Below are 16,925 nucleotides of genomic sequence, written 5' to 3' on the forward strand. Positions count from 1 at the left end.
CAGGACCCTGCTATCGTCCGGTTCCAACTGCGGCACTGCGGGCGCGTGCATGTGAGCTGACGCCTGCTCGATCGCGAGGCTCACATGCCTGACTGCCGCTCACACATCCGAAACACCAGTCCAGTGCCGAACCGCGGCTGCGCGCCGCGCCGACACAACGAGGTTGCCGTACCTATGCGCCACGCTGAAGGAGCCCGCGGTGAGTGCTGACCCGACACAGGTGCTCGCCTTCGAGACCGATTGCCACCTCTTCGACGGTTGTGGCTTTCCGGCACCCGGCCTGCACTCGTTCCTGTTCGAGCCCCTCTGGGGCGACGCGGACAGCAACTTGTACTTCAACAAGACGATGCTGCTGGCCCTGCTCGGCTCGGTGATCATCGTTGGCTTCTTCTGGGCCGCCTTCCGCAAGCCGAAGTTGGTGCCCGGCAAGCTCCAGATGACGGCCGAGGCGGGTTACGACTTCATCCGCCGCGGCATCGTCTACGAGACGATCGGCAAGAAGGACGGCGAGAAGTACGTCCCGCTGATGGTCTCGCTGTTCTTCGTCATCTGGATGATGAACCTCTGGTCCATCATCCCGGTTGCCCAGTTCCCCGTGACGGCGATCATTTCGTATCCGGCCGCACTGGCCGCGATCGTCTACGTGATCTGGGTCGGACTGACCTTCAAGAAGCACGGCTTCGTCGGCGCCCTCAAGAACTTCACGGGCTACGACAAGAGCCTCGGCGGGGTCCTGCCGCTCTCGATGACCATCGAGTTCTTCTCGAATCTGTTCGTCCGGCCCTTCACGCACGCGGTCCGGCTCTTCGCCAACATGTTCGCGGGCCACACGCTCCTGCTGCTCTTCACGATCGCCAGCTGGTACATGCTCAACGGCATCGGCATCGCCTACGCAGGTGTGTCGTTCGTGATGGTCATCGTGATGACCGCCTTCGAACTCTTCATCCAGGCTGTTCAGGCTTACGTGTTCGTACTGCTGGCCTGCAGCTACATCCAGGGCGCTCTCGCCAAGGGCCACTGAGCACCCCACCTCCTGAAGCACCCGGTGGCCAACCCCCACCGGACATTGAAAGAGAAGGAAGAACCGGCATGTCCGCTCTCCAGACCCTCGCCGCCGGCGTCGAAATCAAGGGCAACCTCGGCTCGATCGGTTACGGCCTCGCCGCGATCGGCCCCGGCGTCGGCATCGGCATCATCTTCGGTAACGGCACCCAGGCGCTCGCCCGTCAGCCCGAGGCTGCCGGTCTCATCCGCGCCAACCAGATCCTCGGCTTCGCCTTCTGTGAGGCGCTCGCCCTGATCGGTCTGGTCATGCCGTTCGTCTACCCGACCTCCTGACCGGTCGCGAACAGCCCATTCGACGGAAGGCACTGACGTGAACCCCCTGGTTCAGCTCGCGGCGGAGGAAGCGGAAAACCCGCTCATTCCGCCGATCCCTGAGCTCGTCATTGGCCTCATCGCTTTCGTCATCGTCTTCGGCTTCCTCGCCAAGAAGCTCCTCCCGAACATCAACAAGGTTCTGGAAGAGCGCCGCGAGGCCATCGAAGGCGGTATCGAGAAGGCCGATGCGGCCCAGACCGAGGCCCAGAGCGTTCTTGAGCAGTACAAGGCTCAGCTCGCCGAGGCCCGCCACGAAGCCGCTCGTATGCGCCAGGAGGCGCAGGAGCAGGGCGCCGTGATCCTGCAGGAAATGCGTGCCGAGGGCCAGCGCCAGCGCGACGAGATCGTCGCCGCCGGCCACGCCCAGATCGAGGCCGACCGCAAGGCCGCCGCGGCCGCGCTGCGCCAGGACGTGGGCAAGCTCGCCACCGACCTGGCCGGCAAGCTCGTCGGTGAGTCCCTGGAGGACCACGCCCGGCAGAGTGGCACCGTCGACCGCTTCCTCGACGAGCTCGAAGCGAAGGCCGAGGCCGTCCGATGAACAGCGCGAGCCGCGAGGCACTGGCTGCCGCACGCGAGCGTCTCGACGCGCTGACCGACTCCACGTCGGTCGACGCGGCGAAGCTCGCCGAGGACCTGGCCGGCGTCACGGCGCTGCTGCACCGCGAGGTGTCGCTGCGCCGGGTCCTGACCGACCCGGCGCAGCCGGGCGAGGCCAGGGCCGAGCTGGCAGGCCGCCTGCTCGGCGGCCAGGTGGGCGGCGAAGCCGTCGACCTGGTCTCCGGCATGGTCCGCTCGCGCTGGTCGCAGTCGCGTGACCTGGTCGACGCGGTCGAGGAGCTGGCGAACACCGCCGACCTCACCGCCGCCCAGCGCAACGGCGACCTGGACGACGTCGAGGACGAACTCTTCCGGTTCGGCCGCATCGTCGCCTCGGACACCGGCCTGCGTGCCGCGCTCACGAGTCGGACCGCGACCCCCGCCGCCAAGGGCGAGCTGCTCCGCAGCCTGCTCGGCGGCAAGGCGCGGCCCACCACCGAGCGCGTCATCGTGCGGCTTGTCACCCAGCCGCGTGGACGTAGCCTGGAAGCGGGACTCGACTCCCTGTCCAAGCTGGCCGCGGAGCGCCGGGAGCGCATGGTCGCGATCGTCACCTCCGCGGTGCCGCTCAGCGACCGGCAGAAGCAGCGCCTGGGTGCCGCCCTGGCGAAGATCTACGGCCGCCAGATGCACCTGAACCTGGACGTGGACCCCTCGGTCCTCGGCGGGATCGCGGTGCAGGTCGGCGACGAGGTCATCAACGGCACCATCGCGGACCGCCTCGACGAGGCGACCCGCCGTATGGCCGGCTGACGCAGGCACAGCGCAACAGAACAGAGCAAGACCAGCGGCCCGGTTGGGCCGTGCAGAAATTGCAGAAGATTCCTGGGGGTCGCCCCCAGACCCCCTTAAGAAACTTCGGGCCCAACAAGGAGAGCAGGGAACCCAGATGGCGGAGCTCACGATCCGGCCGGAGGAGATCCGGGACGCGCTGGAGAACTTTGTCCAGTCGTACAAGCCGGACGCGGCCTCGCGCGAGGAGGTCGGTACGGTCAGCGTTGCCGGCGACGGCATCGCGAAGGTGGAGGGCCTGCCCTCCGCCATGGCGAACGAGCTGCTGAAGTTCGAGGACGGCACCCTCGGTCTCGCCCTCAACCTTGAGGAGCGCGAGATCGGTGCGATCGTCCTCGGCGAGTTCAGCGGCATCGAGGAGGGCCAGCCGGTGCAGCGCACCGGTGAGGTGCTCTCCGTCGGCGTCGGCGAGGGCTACCTCGGCCGTGTCGTCGACCCGCTCGGCAACCCGATCGACGGTCTCGGCGAGATCGCGACCGACGGCCGACGCGCCCTCGAGCTGCAGGCCCCTGGCGTCATGGTCCGCAAGTCGGTGCACGAGCCGATGCAGACCGGCTACAAGGCCGTCGACGCCATGGTGCCGATCGGCCGCGGCCAGCGTCAGCTGATCATCGGCGACCGTCAGACGGGTAAGACCGCTCTGGCCGTCGACACGATCATCAACCAGCGCGACAACTGGCGCTCGGGCGACGTGAACAAGCAGGTGCGCTGCATCTACGTCGCCATCGGTCAGAAGGGCTCCACCATCGCCTCCGTGCGCGGTGCCCTCGAAGAGGCCGGCGCCCTGGAGTACACGACCATCGTCGCCGCCCCGGCGTCCGACCCGGCCGGCTTCAAGTACCTCGCGCCGTACACCGGTTCGGCCATCGGCCAGCACTGGATGTACGCGGGCAAGCACGTCCTCATCATCTTCGACGACCTCTCGAAGCAGGCCGACGCCTACCGCGCCGTGTCGCTTCTGCTGCGCCGTCCGCCGGGCCGTGAGGCCTACCCGGGCGACGTCTTCTACCTCCACTCGCGTCTGCTGGAGCGCTGCGCCAAGCTCTCCGACGACATGGGTGCCGGTTCGATGACGGGCCTCCCGATCGTCGAGACCAAGGCGAACGACGTGTCGGCGTTCATCCCGACCAACGTCATCTCCATCACCGACGGTCAGTGCTTCCTGGAGTCCGACCTGTTCAACGCCGGCCAGCGTCCGGCCCTGAACGTCGGTATCTCGGTCTCCCGCGTCGGTGGCTCCGCCCAGCACAAGGCCATGCGCCAGGTGTCCGGCCGGCTCCGCGTGGACCTCGCCCAGTACCGCGAGCTGGAGGCGTTCGCCGCCTTCGGTTCCGACCTGGACGCGGCCTCCAAGGCGTCGCTGGAGCGCGGTAAGCGCATGGTCGAGCTGCTGAAGCAGCCGCAGTACGCCCCGTTCCCCGTCGAGGAGCAGGTCGTCTCCGTCTGGGCCGGCACCAACGGCAAGATGGACGACGTCCCGGTCGAGGACATCCGCCGCTTCGAGACGGAGCTGCTGGAGTACCTGCGCCGCGAGCGCAAGGACCTCCTCACCAGCATCCGCGAGGGCGCCAAGATGTCCAACGACACGCTGGAAGCGATCGCCGACGCCGTGGCCGCCTTCAAGCAGCAGTTCGAGACCTCGGACGGCAAGCTCCTGGGCGAGGGCTGATAGATGGGCGCTCAGCTTCGCGTTTACAAGCGCCGCATCCGCTCCGTCACCGCCACGAAGAAGATCACCAAGGCGATGGAGATGATCGCCGCCTCGCGCATCGTCAAGGCGCAGCGCCAGGTGGCGGCGTCGACGCCGTACGCGACCGAGCTCACCCGCGCGGTGACCGCGGTGGCGACCGGCTCCACCACCAAGCACCCGCTGACCACCGAAGCCGAGTCCCCGGCCCGGGCCGCGATCCTGCTCATCACGAGCGACCGCGGTCTGGCCGGCGGTTACTCCTCCAACGCCATCAAGGCCGCGGAGAAGCTGACCGAGCGGCTGCGCGGTGAGGGCAAGGAGGTCGACACGTACGTGATCGGCCGCAAGGGTGTCGCCTACTACGGGTTCCGCGAGCGCAAGATCGCGGACTCGTGGACCGGCTTCACCGACAGCCCGACGTACGCGGATGCCAAGCGGGCGGCTGCGCCCCTGATCGAGGCGGTCTCCCAGGAGACCGCCGAGGGCGGCGTCGACGAGCTGCACATCGTCTTCACGGAGTTCGTGTCGATGATGACGCAGAACCCGGTCGACGACCGGATGCTGCCGCTCAGTCTCGGTGCCACGGAGCAGGAGACCGGCAAGGGCGAGATCCTGCCGCTCTTCGACTTCGAGCCGTCGGCGGAGGACGTCCTCGACGCCCTGCTTCCGCGGTACGTCGAGAGCCGCATCTACAACGCGCTGCTGCAGGCCGCTGCTTCCGAGCACGCCGCCCGCCGCCGCGCGATGAAGTCGGCCACCGACAACGCCGGTGAGCTCATCAAGACGCTCTCCCGGCTTGCCAACGCGGCCCGCCAGGCCGAAATCACCCAGGAAATCAGCGAGATCGTCGGCGGTGCCAGTGCGCTGGCCGACGCGACCGCGGGGAGTGACAAGTAATGACGACCACAGTTGAGACGGCCGTTGCCACGGGCCGCGTCGCCCGGGTCATCGGCCCGGTCGTCGACGTGGAGTTCCCCGTCGACGCGATGCCGGACATCTACAACGCGCTGACCGTCGAGGTGGCCGACCCGGCCGAGGACGGCAAGCTCAAGACGCTGACGCTCGAGGTCGCCCAGCACCTCGGCGACGGTGTGATCCGCGCGATCTCGATGCAGCCGACCGACGGTCTGGTCCGCCAGGCCCCGGTCACCGACACGGGCACCGGCATCACGGTCCCCGTCGGCGACATCACCAAGGGCAAGGTGTTCAACACCCTTGGCCAGATCCTGAACAAGCCCGAGGCCGAGGCCGAGGTCACCGAGCGCTGGCCGATCCACCGCAAGGCGCCCAACTTCGACCAGCTCGAGTCCAAGACCGAGATGTTCGAGACCGGCGTCAAGGTCATCGACCTCCTCACCCCGTACGTCAAGGGTGGAAAGATCGGTCTGTTCGGTGGTGCCGGTGTCGGCAAGACCGTGCTGATCCAGGAGATGATCTACCGCGTCGCCAACAACCACGACGGTGTGTCGGTGTTCGCGGGCGTCGGTGAGCGCACCCGTGAGGGCAACGACCTCATCGAGGAGATGGCCGACTCCGGCGTCATCGACAAGACGGCGCTCGTCTTCGGCCAGATGGACGAGCCGCCGGGGACCCGTCTCCGCGTCGCCCTGGCCGGTCTGACCATGGCGGAGTACTTCCGCGATGTGCAGAAGCAGGACGTGCTCTTCTTCATCGACAACATCTTCCGGTACACCCAGGCCGGTTCCGAGGTGTCCACCCTGCTCGGCCGTATGCCGTCCGCGGTGGGTTACCAGCCGAACCTGGCCGACGAGATGGGTCTGCTCCAGGAGCGCATCACGTCGACCCGCGGTCACTCGATCACCTCGATGCAGGCGATCTACGTTCCCGCGGACGACCTGACCGACCCGGCGCCGGCCACCACCTTCGCCCACCTCGACGCGACGACGGTGCTCTCCCGTCCGATCTCGGAGAAGGGCATCTACCCGGCCGTGGACCCGCTGGACTCGACGTCCCGCATCCTCGACCCGCGGTACATCGCGGCGGACCACTACGCGGCCGCCATGCGTGTCAAGGGGATCCTCCAGAAGTACAAGGACCTCCAGGACATCATCGCGATCCTCGGTATCGACGAGCTGGGCGAGGAGGACAAGCTCGTTGTCCACCGTGCCCGTCGCGTCGAGCGCTTCCTGTCGCAGAACACCCACGTCGCCAAGCAGTTCACCGGCGTGGACGGTTCGGACGTTCCGCTCGACGAGTCGATCGCCGCGTTCAACTCGATCTGCGACGGTGAGTACGACCACTTCCCCGAGCAGGCGTTCTTCATGTGCGGTGGCATCGAGGACCTGAAGGCCAACGCCAAGGAGCTCGGCGTCTCCTGAGCCCCGGCTCACCGAGGGGGGCGGGTGCGTCCCGTCCCCCTCACCACGCCCCGTAGAATTGACCCAACACCCGGCACGACCGCCGGGTGGTGACCCGAGGAGCCACCCTTGGCTGCTGAGCTGCACGTCGAGCTGGTCGCCGCGGACCGCAGTGTCTGGTCCGGCGAGGCCACCCTGGTCGTCGCGCGCACCACGTCCGGCGACATCGGCGTCATGCCCGGTCACCAGCCGCTTCTGGGTGTGCTGGAATCGGGCCCGGTGACGATCCGTACGAGCGAGGGCGCGACCGTCGTCGCCGCCGTCCACGGCGGTTTCATCTCGTTCGCCGACGACAAGCTGTCGCTTCTCGCGGAGATCGCGGAGCTTGCCGACGAGATCGACGTCGAGCGCGCCGAGCGTGCGCTGGAGCGTGCGAAGTCGGACACGGACGGCGCTTCCGAGCGGCGCGCCGAAGTGCGACTGCGTGCGGTGGCGGCACACTAGCCACCTCACGACATGGTTTTACCCTCAGCCGCGGCCCGTGCCGGAGACCCCTCCGGACCGTGTCGCGGCTGAGGCGATGCAGATGCAGGTGACGTACGGACGGTATCCGTTTACTCGATGATGCGAGGAGGTCGGTGGAGATGTACCTCGCGCTGTGGGTGGGCGGAGTGGTCGTCGCACTGGTCGCGCTGGGACTCTTCGTCTTCGGTCTGCGCCGGCGGCTGATTCAGCGCTCCGGCGGGACCTTCGACTGCAGTCTCCGGTGGAACGTACCCGAGGAACCCGACCTGTCCGGCAAGGGCTGGGTGTACGGCGTCGCCCGGTACAGCGGCGACAAGGTGAACTGGTTCCGGGTCTTCAGCTACTCGCCGCGTCCGCGCCGGGTCCTGGAGCGGTCCGCGATCGAGGTCGTGGCCCGCCGGATGCCGGAGGGCGAGGAGGAGCTGGCGCTGCTCTCCGACGCGATCGTGCTCGGCTGCCTCCACCGGGAGACCCGCCTGGAGCTGGCGATGAGCGAGGACGCGCTGACCGGTTTCCTCGCCTGGCTGGAGGCGGCCCCGCCCGGCCAGCGGGTCAACGTCGCCTGAGTCGCGTACCGCACACGAAAACCGGGGAGACAGGGGGCGGACCTGTCTCCCCGGCGTTTTTCGGGGGGTTGAGCCTCGGGGGTTACTTGAGGCCGGTGTTCATCGCGCTCACGAGTTCACCGTTGCTGGTGTCCCCGCTGAACTCCCAGAAGAACGCGCCTCCCAGGCCCTGCGTCTTCGCCCAGGCCATCTTCGACTTGATGGTGGCCGGGGTGTCGTAGCTCCACCAGTTGGTGCCGCAGTGGGCGTACGCGGTGCCGGCGATCGTGCCGGTGGCCGGGCAGGTGTTCTTGAGGACCTTGTAGTCCTCGATGCCCGCCTCGTACGTGCCGGGGGCGGCGCCGGTGGCGGTGCCGCCGGGCGCGTCCTGGGTGACGCCGGTCCAGCCGCGGCCGTAGAAGCCGATGCCGAGCAGCAGCTTGGAGGCGGGGACGCCCTGGGCCTTCAGCTTGGCGATGGCGTCGGCGGAGTTGAAGCCGGCGATCGGGATGCCGGAGTACGAGTTCAGCGGGGAGTGCGGGGCGGTCGGGCCCTTCGCGTCCCAGGCGCCGAAGAAGTCGTACGTCATCACGTTGTACCAGTTGAGCGACTGCGCGGCGCCGGCGTAGTCCGCCAGGTCGATCTTGCCGCCCTGGGAGCCGTCGGCCGTGATGGCGGCGGTGACCAGGTTGCTGCTGCCGAACTTGGTACGCAGCGCCGAGGTGAGCTTCTTCAGCGCGTCCGGGCCGCTGCTGTCACAGGTCAGGCCGCAGGCGTTGGGGTACTCCCAGTCGATGTCGATGCCGTCGAAGACATCGGCCCAGCGCGGGTCCTCGACCAGCTTGTAGCAGGAGTCGGCGAACGCGGCCGGGTTCTTCGCGGCCTCACCGAAGCCGCCGGACCAGGTCCAGCCGCCGAAGGACCACAGCACCTTGATGTGGGGGTACTTCGCCTTCAGCTTGCGCAGCTGGTTGAAGCTGCCGCGCAGCGGCTGGTCCCAGGTATCGGCGACGCCGTCCACGGACTTGTCCGCGGTGTACGCCATGTCGTAATCGGCGTACGAGTCGCCGATGGTGCACTTGCCGCCCTGGACGTTGCCGAAGGCGTAGTTGATGTGCGTGATCTTCGCGGCCGAACCGGAGGTGTCCATGTTCTTGACGTGGTAGTTCCGGCCGTAGACGCCCCAGTCGGTGAAGTAACCGAGGTTGACCTTGTCGCCGGTGCCCGGCTCGCCGGGGTCGGTGCCGCCACCGCCGGTGGTGTGGACCTTGACCGCGCCGCTGACCGGGCCGGTCTGGTCGGCGGTGTCCCGCGCCTGCACGCTGTACGAGTAGTCCGTGCCCGCGGTGAGGCCGGTGCTCGTGTACGTGGTGCCGGTGACCGTGGCGACGACCGAGCCGTCCCGCAGGACGTCGTAGTTCTTGACGCCCTTGTCGTCGGTGGCCGCGGTCCAGCTGATCTTCGCCGAGGTGTCGGTGACGGCGCTCGCGGTGGGGGTGCCCGGCGCCGACGGGGGATTGTCACCCGGGACGGTGGGGCCGCCGTCGCAGGAGGCGCCGTTCAGCGTGCAGTTGGTGGCGGCGCCGCTGCCGGAGCCGGTGCCGTTGAAGCCGAAGGAGACGCTGGCGCCGGGGGCGACGGTGCCGTTCCAGCCGACGTTCTTGGCGGTCCAGTGGTTGCCCGTGTGGGTGACGGTGGCGTCCCAGGCGGAGCCGACGCCGGTGCCGCTGGGGAAGTCCCACTCGATGGTCCAGGAGCTGAGGGACGTGGTGCCGGTGTTCTTCACCGTCCACTGGCCCTCGAAGCCCGTGCCCCAGTCGGACTTCTTGACGTACGTGGCCGTGGCGGAGGTCGCCGCCTCGGCGGGGGAGGCCATGCCGACCATGGCGGCGAGGGGAAGGAGCAGTGCGGTGAGGCCCGCGACGGCTCTGGTTCTGGTGGCTTGACCGGACCCGAGTCTGAATCGGGTACGGCGGGGGGTCTCAGTGCTCAACGGTGCTCCTCGGGTGAGGTCCGGACATACGGGGTGGTCCGTGAACTGCAACCCTGCGCCGCCCTGAGCCCGCGTTTGTCATGGCAGGCTCACCGCAGTGTGTTCGGTGAGATTAGGAAGGTCTGGACCAATCGTCAAGAGGTCCAGACCAAAGATCGTGGCCTGCCGGAATAAACCTTCAGACGCCCAACTCCTGTGCCAGCACGGCCGCCTGGACCCGGCTGCGCAGCTCCAGCTTCCCCAGCAACCGGCTGACGTGCGTCTTCGCCGTCGCCTCCGCCATGGACAGCCGCTCGGCGATCTCCGCGTTCGAAAGCCCCTCGCCGAGGCACCCCAGTACCTCGCGCTCCCGCCGCGTCAGCGCCTCCAGCACCGACGCGTCCGGAGCCTCCGCCGCCCGTACGGGCCCGGCCCCCGCGAACTCCGCGATGAGCCGCCGCGTCACGGCCGGGGCGATCAGCCCCTCGCCGCGCGCCACCGTGCGCACCGCGTCGAGCAGCCCGGCCGCCTCGGTGTCCTTCAGCAGGAAGCCCGACGCCCCCGCCCGCAGCGCCCCGAACACATAGGAGTCCAGGTCGAACGTCGTGAGCACCAGCACGTCCGCCAGCCCCTCACCGGTCACCTGCCGGGTGGCCGAAACCCCGTCCAGGCGCGGCATCTGCACGTCCATCAGCACCAGGTCCGGCCGCAGCTCCCGGGCCAGCCGCACCGCCTCCTCACCGTCCCCGGCCTCGCCGACGACCTCGATGTCCGGCGCGCTGCCCAGGATGAGCACCAGCCCCGCCCGTACCGCCGTCTGGTCCTCCGCGACCACCACCCGGACCGTCATGAACCCACCGCTTCCTCGTCCGCGGGCAGCTCCGCCCGCACCCGCCACATCCCGTCCACCGGGCCCGCCCCGAACTCCCCGCCGAGCAGTGCCACCCGTTCCCGCATCCCCACCAGACCGGCCCCCGACCCGGGCGCGCGCGGCCCCGCCCGGTCCCCGAGCACGCTGCTCACCTCCACCGTCAGCCGCCGCCCCGCCTGCCCGAGCCGCACCGCGACCGGGCCCGGCGCCGCGTGCTTGAGCGCGTTGGTCAGGGACTCCTGCACGATCCTGTACGCGGCCAGCTCGACCGGCGTTGGCAGGATGGCGCCGCCGTCCCTGGTGTCCTCCAGTACGCAGGTCAGCCCGGCGTCCGCGGCGGCCGCGCGGTGCTGCTCGACCAGCGCGTCCAGTGAACCCAGGGACGGCGAGCTGCTGGGCTCCGCGTCGGCTCCACCGGTGCGCAGCAGCCCGATCAGACGGCGCATTTCGGCCAGACCCTCGACGCTGTTCTCGCGGATGACCCCGAGGGCGTCGCGCGAGGTCTCCGGGTCGTCGATGGAGAGCGCGGCGGTGGAGTGGATCGCGATCGCGGACAGGTGGTTGGCGACCAGGTCGTGCAGCTCGCGCGCCATCCGGGCCCGCTCGGCGGTCACCGCCTGGGCGCGGTCCATCTCGGCGAGCAGGGCGGTCTGGTCGGCGCGCAGCCGGGCCGTGTCGGCGGCGTCCCGGTGGTTGCGCACGCTGACCCCGGTGAGCGCGGGCACGAAGACGACGAGGGCGGTGACGATGCCGAGGAGCAGGGCCTCGGGGCTGCGGGTCCAGGCGAGCGAGCCGATGGTGACGAGGAGGGAGATCAGGAACGTGGCCACCGGGATGCGGCGGGCGGCCGCCGGGGTGCCGTACAGCACGGCCGCGTACATGACGTCGGTGTACATCGCCACGGTGGCCAGATTGCCGTGGGTGCACTGGTCCGCGACGAGCGCGACGGAGCCGACGGCCAGGGCGGTGCGCGGCGAGGCCCTGCGCAGCAGCTCCGCCGCCGACATCACGGCGAGCGGGATCAACGGCAGCCGGGTGTCCCCGAGGACGCCACCGGTGCGCATGGAGAGGTCGAGCGCCCACAGCACCACTCCGCCGAGCAGCCCGAGGACCGCGATGAGCACGTCGTCGCGGTGCGGGCGGGGCAGGGAGAGCGTCGGCACTACATCGAAGTATGCAGTCGGGATTCGTCATCGGGGCCGATGATCGGGCCCGGGGCAGCGGCCAGGCTGGAAGGGAGCGAAAAGGAGCGGACCCGTGATCGTCACACTGATCGTCGCCTGCGAGATCGCCTTCTGGGTGCTGCTGGCCGCCGGCCTGGCACTGCGGTACGGGGCGCGCAAGCCGCGCCTGGGCGCCGCCGTGCTGCTGTGCGAACCGGTGCTGGAGCTCGTCCTGCTCGCGGTGACCGCCGTCGACCTGAGGAACGGCGCCGAGCCGGACTGGAAGCACGGACTCGCCGCCGTCTACATCGGCTTCACGGTCGGCCTCGGGCACTCCACCATCAAGTGGGCCGACGCCCGCGTCGCCCACCGCTTCGCCGGTGGCCCGCCGCCGGTGAAGCCGCCGAAGTACGGGAAGGCGCGGGCGGTCCACGAGTGGAAGGTGGCCGGCCGCTGGACCGTGGCCGCCGCGACCGCGCTGGCGCTGCTCCAGGCGGCCGTCTGGTACGTGGGCGGCGACGGGGACGTGAGCTCGCTGCGGTCCTGGCAGCGGACGATGCTGCTGGTGATCGGGATCAACCTGGTGATCGCGGCGAGCTACACGGTGTTCCCGAAGCGGGCGCCGGGCCCGACTTCCTAGCGTTCGCCGCCCGGCACCCACAGGACGTCGCCGACCTCCTTGTTCGCCACCCGGGCCAGGATGAACAGCAGGTCCGAGAGGCGGTTGAGGTAGGTCGCCGTCAGCGCGTTCATGATCTCGCCGTGCACCTCCATCGCCGCCCAGGTGGACCGCTCGGCGCGCCGGACCACGGTGCACGCCTGGTGCAGCAGCGCGGCGCCCGGCGTACCGCCCGGGAGGATGAAACTGCGGAGCTTCTCCACCTGTTCCAGGTAGTGGTCGCAGTCGGCCTCCAGCTTGTCGATGTACGACTGCTCCACCCGCAGCGGCGGGTATTTCGGGTCCTCGACCACCGGCGTGGACAGGTCCGCGCCCACGTCGAACAGGTCGTTCTGCACGCGGACGAGGACCTTCACGACGTCCTCGTCCAGCTGCCCGAGGGCGATCGCGGTGCCGATGACCGCGTTGGCCTCGTTGGCGTCGGCGTACGCGGAGATCCGCAGATCGGTCTTGGCGGTGCGGCTCATGTCGCCGAGGGCGGTGGTGCCCTTGTCGCCGGTACGGGTGTAGATGCGCGTCAGATTGACCATGCGGCCAGAGTAGTTACGCCCCGGCCTTCCGGAAGACACCTGTGCCCACTGTCACGGCCAGCGCCGCGAAGCCGAGGGCGACGAGGACCCCGTACAGCATGTGCGGAGTGGTGTACGTGCCCACGTACGCGTCGCGGACCGCGTCCACCAGGTAGCGGAACGGCGTGAAGTGCGAGAGGACGTCGAGCCACTTCGGGCCGAGGGTCATCGGCAGCATCAGGCCGGACAGCAGCATGGCGGGCATGGTGAGCGCGTTGATGACGGGCCCGAACTCCTGCGGCGTCGAGACCCGCATGGCCAGCGCGTACGAGAGCGAGGCCAGCGAGACCGTCAGCAGGCCGACGAAGAGGAAGCCGATCAGCACCCCGGCCAGCGGCGCCCGCAGCCCCATGAGTACGGCGACGAGCACCAGCAGCACCGCCTGGAACACGAACAGCAGTGCGTCCCGCAGCACCCGGCCCAGCAGCAGCGCCGCCCGGCTCACCGGGGTCACCCGCATCCGCTCGACCACTCCGGTCGACTTGTCGATGATGAGGCCGAATCCGGCGAACGAGGCGCCGAACAGGCCGAGCTGGAGCAGCAGTCCGGGCACCAGGATCTGCCAGGAGTCGGTGCCCCCGCCGAGCGGCAGCCCGGTGAGCAGCGGGCCGAAGAAGAGCAGGTAGAGCAGGGGCATCAGGATGCCGAAGAGGATCTGGAACTTGGAGCGCAGGGTCTGGCGGGCGTAACGCCCGAAGATCAGCGCGGTGTCGTGCAGCAGCATGGGTGTCCCGGGAGGTGTCAGACCGCGAGGGGAGCGGTGTCGGCGGCGGGGGCGCGTCCGGTCATGGCCAGGAATGCGTCCTGGAGCGTGGCGTCGGGCGAGCCCGCGTACCGGGTCTTGAGCGCGGCCGGGGTGCCCTCCGCCGCGACCAGGCCGCCGTCGATGACGACGAGCCGGTCGGCGAGCGCGTCCGCCTCGTCCAGGTAGTGCGTGGTGAGCACGACGGTGGTGCCGTGCGCGTCGCGCAGCCGGCGCACCAGGTCCCAGAGGTCGGCGCGGCTGCCCGGGTCGAGCCCGGTGGTCGGCTCGTCCAGGAAGAGCACGGCGGGGCGGTGGGTGAGCCCCATGGCGATGTCCAGGCGCCGGCGCTGGCCGCCGGAGAGGGTGACGGTTCGCCGGTCGAGCAGGTCCGACAGGCCCAGTTCCCCGGCGAGTTCGGCGGCCCGGGCGACCGCCGCCGCCTTGCCGAGCCGGTACATCCGGCCCTGGGTGACCAGCTCCTCCCGCACGGTGGTGTGCGGGTCGACCCCGCCCGACTGGGCGACGTAACCGCACTGCTCGCGTACGCCCGCCGGGTCGGCGACCAGGTCGCGGCCGGCGACGGTGGCCGCGCCGCCGGTGGGGGAGAGCAGCGTGGTGAGCATGCGCAGGGTGGTCGTCTTGCCCGCGCCGTTCGGGCCGAGCAGGCCGACGATCTCACCGGCCGCGACGGTCAGGTCCAGGCAGCGGACGGCCTCGACGGGGCCGGACTTGCCCATGAAGGTCCGGGCGAGCCCGGACGTACTGATGACGGTCATGCGCCCTACGAAAACAGAGTCACTGCAAAAATGCAATGACCCCAACTTTTAAGGAACCCCAGGCGATCTACGATGGACCCATGGCTGAGGGACTCAGGGAGCGCAAGAAGCGGCAGACCAGGCAGCACCTCTCGGACGTGGCCACCGGCCTCTTCCTGGAGCGGGGCTTCGACGCGGTGACGATCGCCGAGATCGCCCACGCCGCCGATGTCTCCGTCAACACCGTGTACAACTACTTCCCCGCCAAGGAGGACCTGTTCCTCGACCGGAGCACGGGCATCGTGGAACGCCTCTCGCGGTACGTCAGGGGCCGCGACAAGGGCGAGTCCGCGGCCGACGCCGTGCTGCGGGAGCTGCGCGTCCAGGTCGAGAGCGTCTCGCCCACCGTCGGCCTGATGGAGGGGTACGCCCGCTTCGTGCGGGTCATCGAGGAGGCCGACAGCCTCAAGGCCCGCCTCTGGCACATCCAGCAGGAGGCCGCGCGGCACCTGGAGGCCACCCTCGTGGAGGTGAGCGGCGCCGGGGCGGGGGACCGGACGCCGGTCCTGGTGGCCGGTCAGCTCTGCTGGGTCCACAGCACCCTCATGGCGTGCATCGGGCAGGAGATGGTGGCCGGCGGCAAGCCCGCCGAGGTGTCCAGGCGGGCGCTCGTCCTGCTGGACGACATCGAGGACCTGCTGGGCGAAAAGGTGCTCAACTACGCCCGGCGCACCGCCGAATGACGGCCCCCGGTGTGATGTCCGTCATTTGAGACGTGACGCGCATCTCTTCGCCGCCCCAGCGCCCGCCCCGGGTACTAACCTCCGCCGGAGGGCATGGACCAGAACCAGCGACAGATACAGAGGGGTGCCAACGTGGCCAGGAAGCTCGCCGTCATCGGAGCCGGACTCATGGGGTCCGGCATCGCGCAGGTGTCCGCCCGGGCCGGCTGGGACGTCGTCCTGCGCGATGTCACCGACGAGGCCCTGACCCGCGGCCGCGACGGCATCAAGGGCTCCTTCGACAAGTTCGTCGCCAAGGGCAAGCTGGACGCGGCGGACGCCGAGGCCGCGCTCGGCCGGATCACCACGACCACCGACCTGGACGCCGTCGCCGACGCGGACATCGTGGTCGAGGCCGTCTTCGAGAAGCTGGAGGTGAAGCACGAGATCTTCCGGTCGCTCGACAAGATCGTCCGGGACGACGCCGTGCTCGCCTCCAACACCTCCGCCATCCCGATCACCAAGATCGCGGCCGTGACGGAGCGCCCGGAGCGCGTGGTCGGCGTGCACTTCTTCTCGCCGGTCCCGATGATGCAGCTCTGCGAGCTCGTGCGCGGCTACAAGACGAGCGACGAAACCCTCGCCACCGCGCGGGAGTTCGCCGAGTCCGTCGGCAAGACCTGCATCGTCGTCAACCGCGACGTGGCCGGCTTCGTTACCACCCGGCTGATCTCGGCGCTCGTGGTCGAGGCCGCCAAGCTGTACGAGTCGGGCGTCGCCACGGCCGAGGACATCGATGTCGCGTGCAAGCTCGGTTTCGGCCACGCGATGGGCCCGCTCGCGACCGCGGACCTCACCGGCGTCGACATCCTGCTGCACGCCACGAGCAACATCTACACCGAGTCGCAGGACGAGAAGTTCGCCGCCCCGGAGCTGATGCGCCGGATGGTCGATGCAGGTGACATCGGGCGCAAGAGCGGGCAGGGCTTCTACACCTACTGATCATTTTCGGTCCGGTCCGGCTGATCCGCTGTCAGCCAGGCCGGGTGCCGTTCGGGTAACGCCGTCCGGATCCACCGGATCCACCAGCGTTCGCGACGCCCCCGCATCACTCCTCGGAGTGAATTCGGTATCGGTTCGCTTACAGACGGCAACTACCCTGTCGCTGCCGCAGTCAGTTGGGCAGAGACAGTTTCGGACAGACGGACCGGGCCACGGAGCATTCCAGGGGAGCGCATATGTACATCAGGGGCGACCACGCCGAGCTGGTCGTCGGGGGCCGCCTCGACGTCCGAAGCGCGGCGGACGCCCGTACGGTCCTGCACTCGGCCCTGGACGACGGCGTCGGCGATCTGGTGCTCGACCTGACCGAGCTGGAGTCGTGGGACGCGACCGGACTCGGCGTCATCATGGGCGCACACCGCAGGGCCGGGCGCGCCGGACGGCGCCTCGTGCTGCGCGCCGTGCCTCCGCAGATGCAACGCCTCCTGGTGGCCACCCGGCTGCACCGCATCCTCGCCATCGAGGGCGGCATCGCGGCGGAGTCCCTGCCCCGCGTCTGAAGGGCTCACGGGGACGCCCCGTGGCCCCCGGCCGACC

General features: G+C 69.4%; 19 protein-coding genes. 13 read left to right on the forward strand and 6 right to left on the reverse strand.

Translation table 11 applies throughout. The annotated features are described in order from the left end of the window. Nucleotides 1–199: 199 nt before the first annotated feature. From atpB to ACIQZN_RS03245, 9 genes are all read left to right on the forward strand, one after another. Entirely contained in the window at nt 200–1,021 is an 822-nt protein-coding gene (gene atpB / locus ACIQZN_RS03205) for a F0F1 ATP synthase subunit A (protein ID WP_403987710.1), read from the forward strand. Nucleotides 1,022–1,089: 68 nt separating this feature from the next. Further along, nucleotides 1,090–1,338 (forward strand): ATP synthase F0 subunit C, encoded by a 249-nt coding sequence (gene atpE, locus ACIQZN_RS03210; protein ID WP_018102636.1) that lies wholly within the window; start codon nt 1,090–1,092, stop codon nt 1,336–1,338. A gap of 37 nt (nt 1,339–1,375) precedes the next feature. Continuing rightward, nucleotides 1,376–1,921 carry a F0F1 ATP synthase subunit B gene (locus tag ACIQZN_RS03215; protein WP_018102635.1) on the forward strand — a complete coding sequence of 182 codons (546 nt, stop codon included), beginning with the start codon at nt 1,376–1,378 and terminating at the stop codon, nt 1,919–1,921. Further along, nucleotides 1,918–2,733, forward strand: a complete 816-nt coding sequence (locus tag ACIQZN_RS03220; RefSeq protein ID WP_403987715.1) for a F0F1 ATP synthase subunit delta — start codon at nt 1,918–1,920, stop codon at nt 2,731–2,733. The genes ACIQZN_RS03215 and ACIQZN_RS03220 overlap by 4 nt, the downstream gene beginning before the upstream one ends. 136 nt (nt 2,734–2,869) lie before the next feature. Continuing rightward, the gene (atpA, locus tag ACIQZN_RS03225) at nt 2,870–4,441 is read left to right on the forward strand and encodes a F0F1 ATP synthase subunit alpha (protein WP_403987718.1); all 1,572 of its coding nucleotides are present in this window, start codon (nt 2,870–2,872) and stop codon (nt 4,439–4,441) included. Nucleotides 4,442–4,444: 3 nt separating this feature from the next. Then, entirely contained in the window at nt 4,445–5,359 is a 915-nt protein-coding gene (locus tag ACIQZN_RS03230; RefSeq protein WP_018102632.1) for a F0F1 ATP synthase subunit gamma, read from the forward strand. Then, nucleotides 5,359–6,801, forward strand: a complete 1,443-nt coding sequence (gene atpD, locus ACIQZN_RS03235; protein WP_329028984.1) for a F0F1 ATP synthase subunit beta — start codon at nt 5,359–5,361, stop codon at nt 6,799–6,801. The genes ACIQZN_RS03230 and atpD overlap by 1 nt, the downstream gene beginning before the upstream one ends. A gap of 108 nt (nt 6,802–6,909) precedes the next feature. Continuing rightward, complete coding sequence (locus ACIQZN_RS03240) at nt 6,910–7,284, forward strand: F0F1 ATP synthase subunit epsilon (protein ID WP_265541067.1); 375 nt, start codon at nt 6,910–6,912, stop codon at nt 7,282–7,284. A 140-nt stretch (nt 7,285–7,424) separates the two neighbouring features. Next, nucleotides 7,425–7,871, forward strand: coding sequence for a DUF2550 domain-containing protein (locus ACIQZN_RS03245; protein ID WP_403988435.1), 447 nt, complete (start codon nt 7,425–7,427; stop codon nt 7,869–7,871). Nucleotides 7,872–7,953: 82 nt separating this feature from the next. Here ACIQZN_RS03245 and ACIQZN_RS03250 read toward each other — a convergent pair whose 3' ends face one another. The 3 genes from ACIQZN_RS03250 to ACIQZN_RS03260 all read right to left on the reverse strand — a co-directional run bounded on the left by ACIQZN_RS03250 (nt 7,954) and on the right by ACIQZN_RS03260 (nt 11,856). Beyond that, on the reverse strand, nt 7,954–9,843 hold the full coding sequence (locus ACIQZN_RS03250) for a glycosyl hydrolase family 18 protein (RefSeq protein ID WP_403987723.1): 1,890 nt from the start codon (nt 9,841–9,843) through the stop codon (nt 7,954–7,956). Between the two features lie 178 nt (nt 9,844–10,021). Beyond that, a complete protein-coding gene (locus tag ACIQZN_RS03255; RefSeq protein ID WP_403987726.1) occupies nt 10,022–10,672 on the reverse strand; it encodes a response regulator in 651 nt (216 codons plus the stop codon). Beyond that, complete coding sequence (locus tag ACIQZN_RS03260) at nt 10,669–11,856, reverse strand: sensor histidine kinase (protein WP_403987729.1); 1,188 nt, start codon at nt 11,854–11,856, stop codon at nt 10,669–10,671. Before ACIQZN_RS03260 ends, ACIQZN_RS03255 begins: the two co-directional genes overlap by 4 nt. A 94-nt stretch (nt 11,857–11,950) precedes the next feature. Here ACIQZN_RS03260 and ACIQZN_RS03265 point away from each other — a divergent pair, with 94 nt between their 5' ends. Continuing rightward, nucleotides 11,951–12,496, forward strand: coding sequence for a hypothetical protein (locus ACIQZN_RS03265; protein ID WP_403987732.1), 546 nt, complete (start codon nt 11,951–11,953; stop codon nt 12,494–12,496). Here ACIQZN_RS03265 and ACIQZN_RS03270 read toward each other — a convergent pair. The 3 genes from ACIQZN_RS03270 to ACIQZN_RS03280 are packed head-to-tail and all read right to left on the reverse strand — an operon-like array spanning nt 12,493 to nt 14,625. Continuing rightward, nucleotides 12,493–13,065 (reverse strand): cob(I)yrinic acid a,c-diamide adenosyltransferase, encoded by a 573-nt coding sequence (locus ACIQZN_RS03270; RefSeq protein ID WP_403987735.1) that lies wholly within the window; start codon nt 13,063–13,065, stop codon nt 12,493–12,495. The genes ACIQZN_RS03265 and ACIQZN_RS03270 overlap by 4 nt on opposite strands. Nucleotides 13,066–13,078: 13 nt before the next feature. Next, on the reverse strand, nt 13,079–13,828 hold the full coding sequence (locus ACIQZN_RS03275; RefSeq protein ID WP_403987738.1) for an ABC transporter permease: 750 nt from the start codon (nt 13,826–13,828) through the stop codon (nt 13,079–13,081). Between the two features lie 17 nt (nt 13,829–13,845). Continuing rightward, complete coding sequence (locus tag ACIQZN_RS03280) at nt 13,846–14,625, reverse strand: ABC transporter ATP-binding protein (RefSeq protein WP_403987741.1); 780 nt, start codon at nt 14,623–14,625, stop codon at nt 13,846–13,848. A gap of 80 nt (nt 14,626–14,705) precedes the next feature. Here ACIQZN_RS03280 and ACIQZN_RS03285 point away from each other — a divergent pair, with 80 nt between their 5' ends. The 3 genes from ACIQZN_RS03285 (at nt 14,706) to ACIQZN_RS03295 (ending at nt 16,888) form a co-directional block, all read left to right on the forward strand. Continuing rightward, nucleotides 14,706–15,347 (forward strand): TetR/AcrR family transcriptional regulator, encoded by a 642-nt coding sequence (locus ACIQZN_RS03285; RefSeq protein WP_403987744.1) that lies wholly within the window; start codon nt 14,706–14,708, stop codon nt 15,345–15,347. Nucleotides 15,348–15,479: 132 nt separating this feature from the next. Continuing rightward, entirely contained in the window at nt 15,480–16,328 is an 849-nt protein-coding gene (locus ACIQZN_RS03290) for a 3-hydroxyacyl-CoA dehydrogenase family protein (protein WP_403987747.1), read from the forward strand. 236 nt (nt 16,329–16,564) lie between these two features. Next, nucleotides 16,565–16,888, forward strand: a complete 324-nt coding sequence (locus tag ACIQZN_RS03295; RefSeq protein WP_403987750.1) for an STAS domain-containing protein — start codon at nt 16,565–16,567, stop codon at nt 16,886–16,888. Nucleotides 16,889–16,925 lie beyond the last annotated feature (37 nt).

Source organism: Streptomyces sp. NPDC097595, assembly GCF_044761525.1.
Taxonomy (GTDB): domain Bacteria; phylum Actinomycetota; class Actinomycetes; order Streptomycetales; family Streptomycetaceae; genus Streptomyces; species Streptomyces drozdowiczii_A.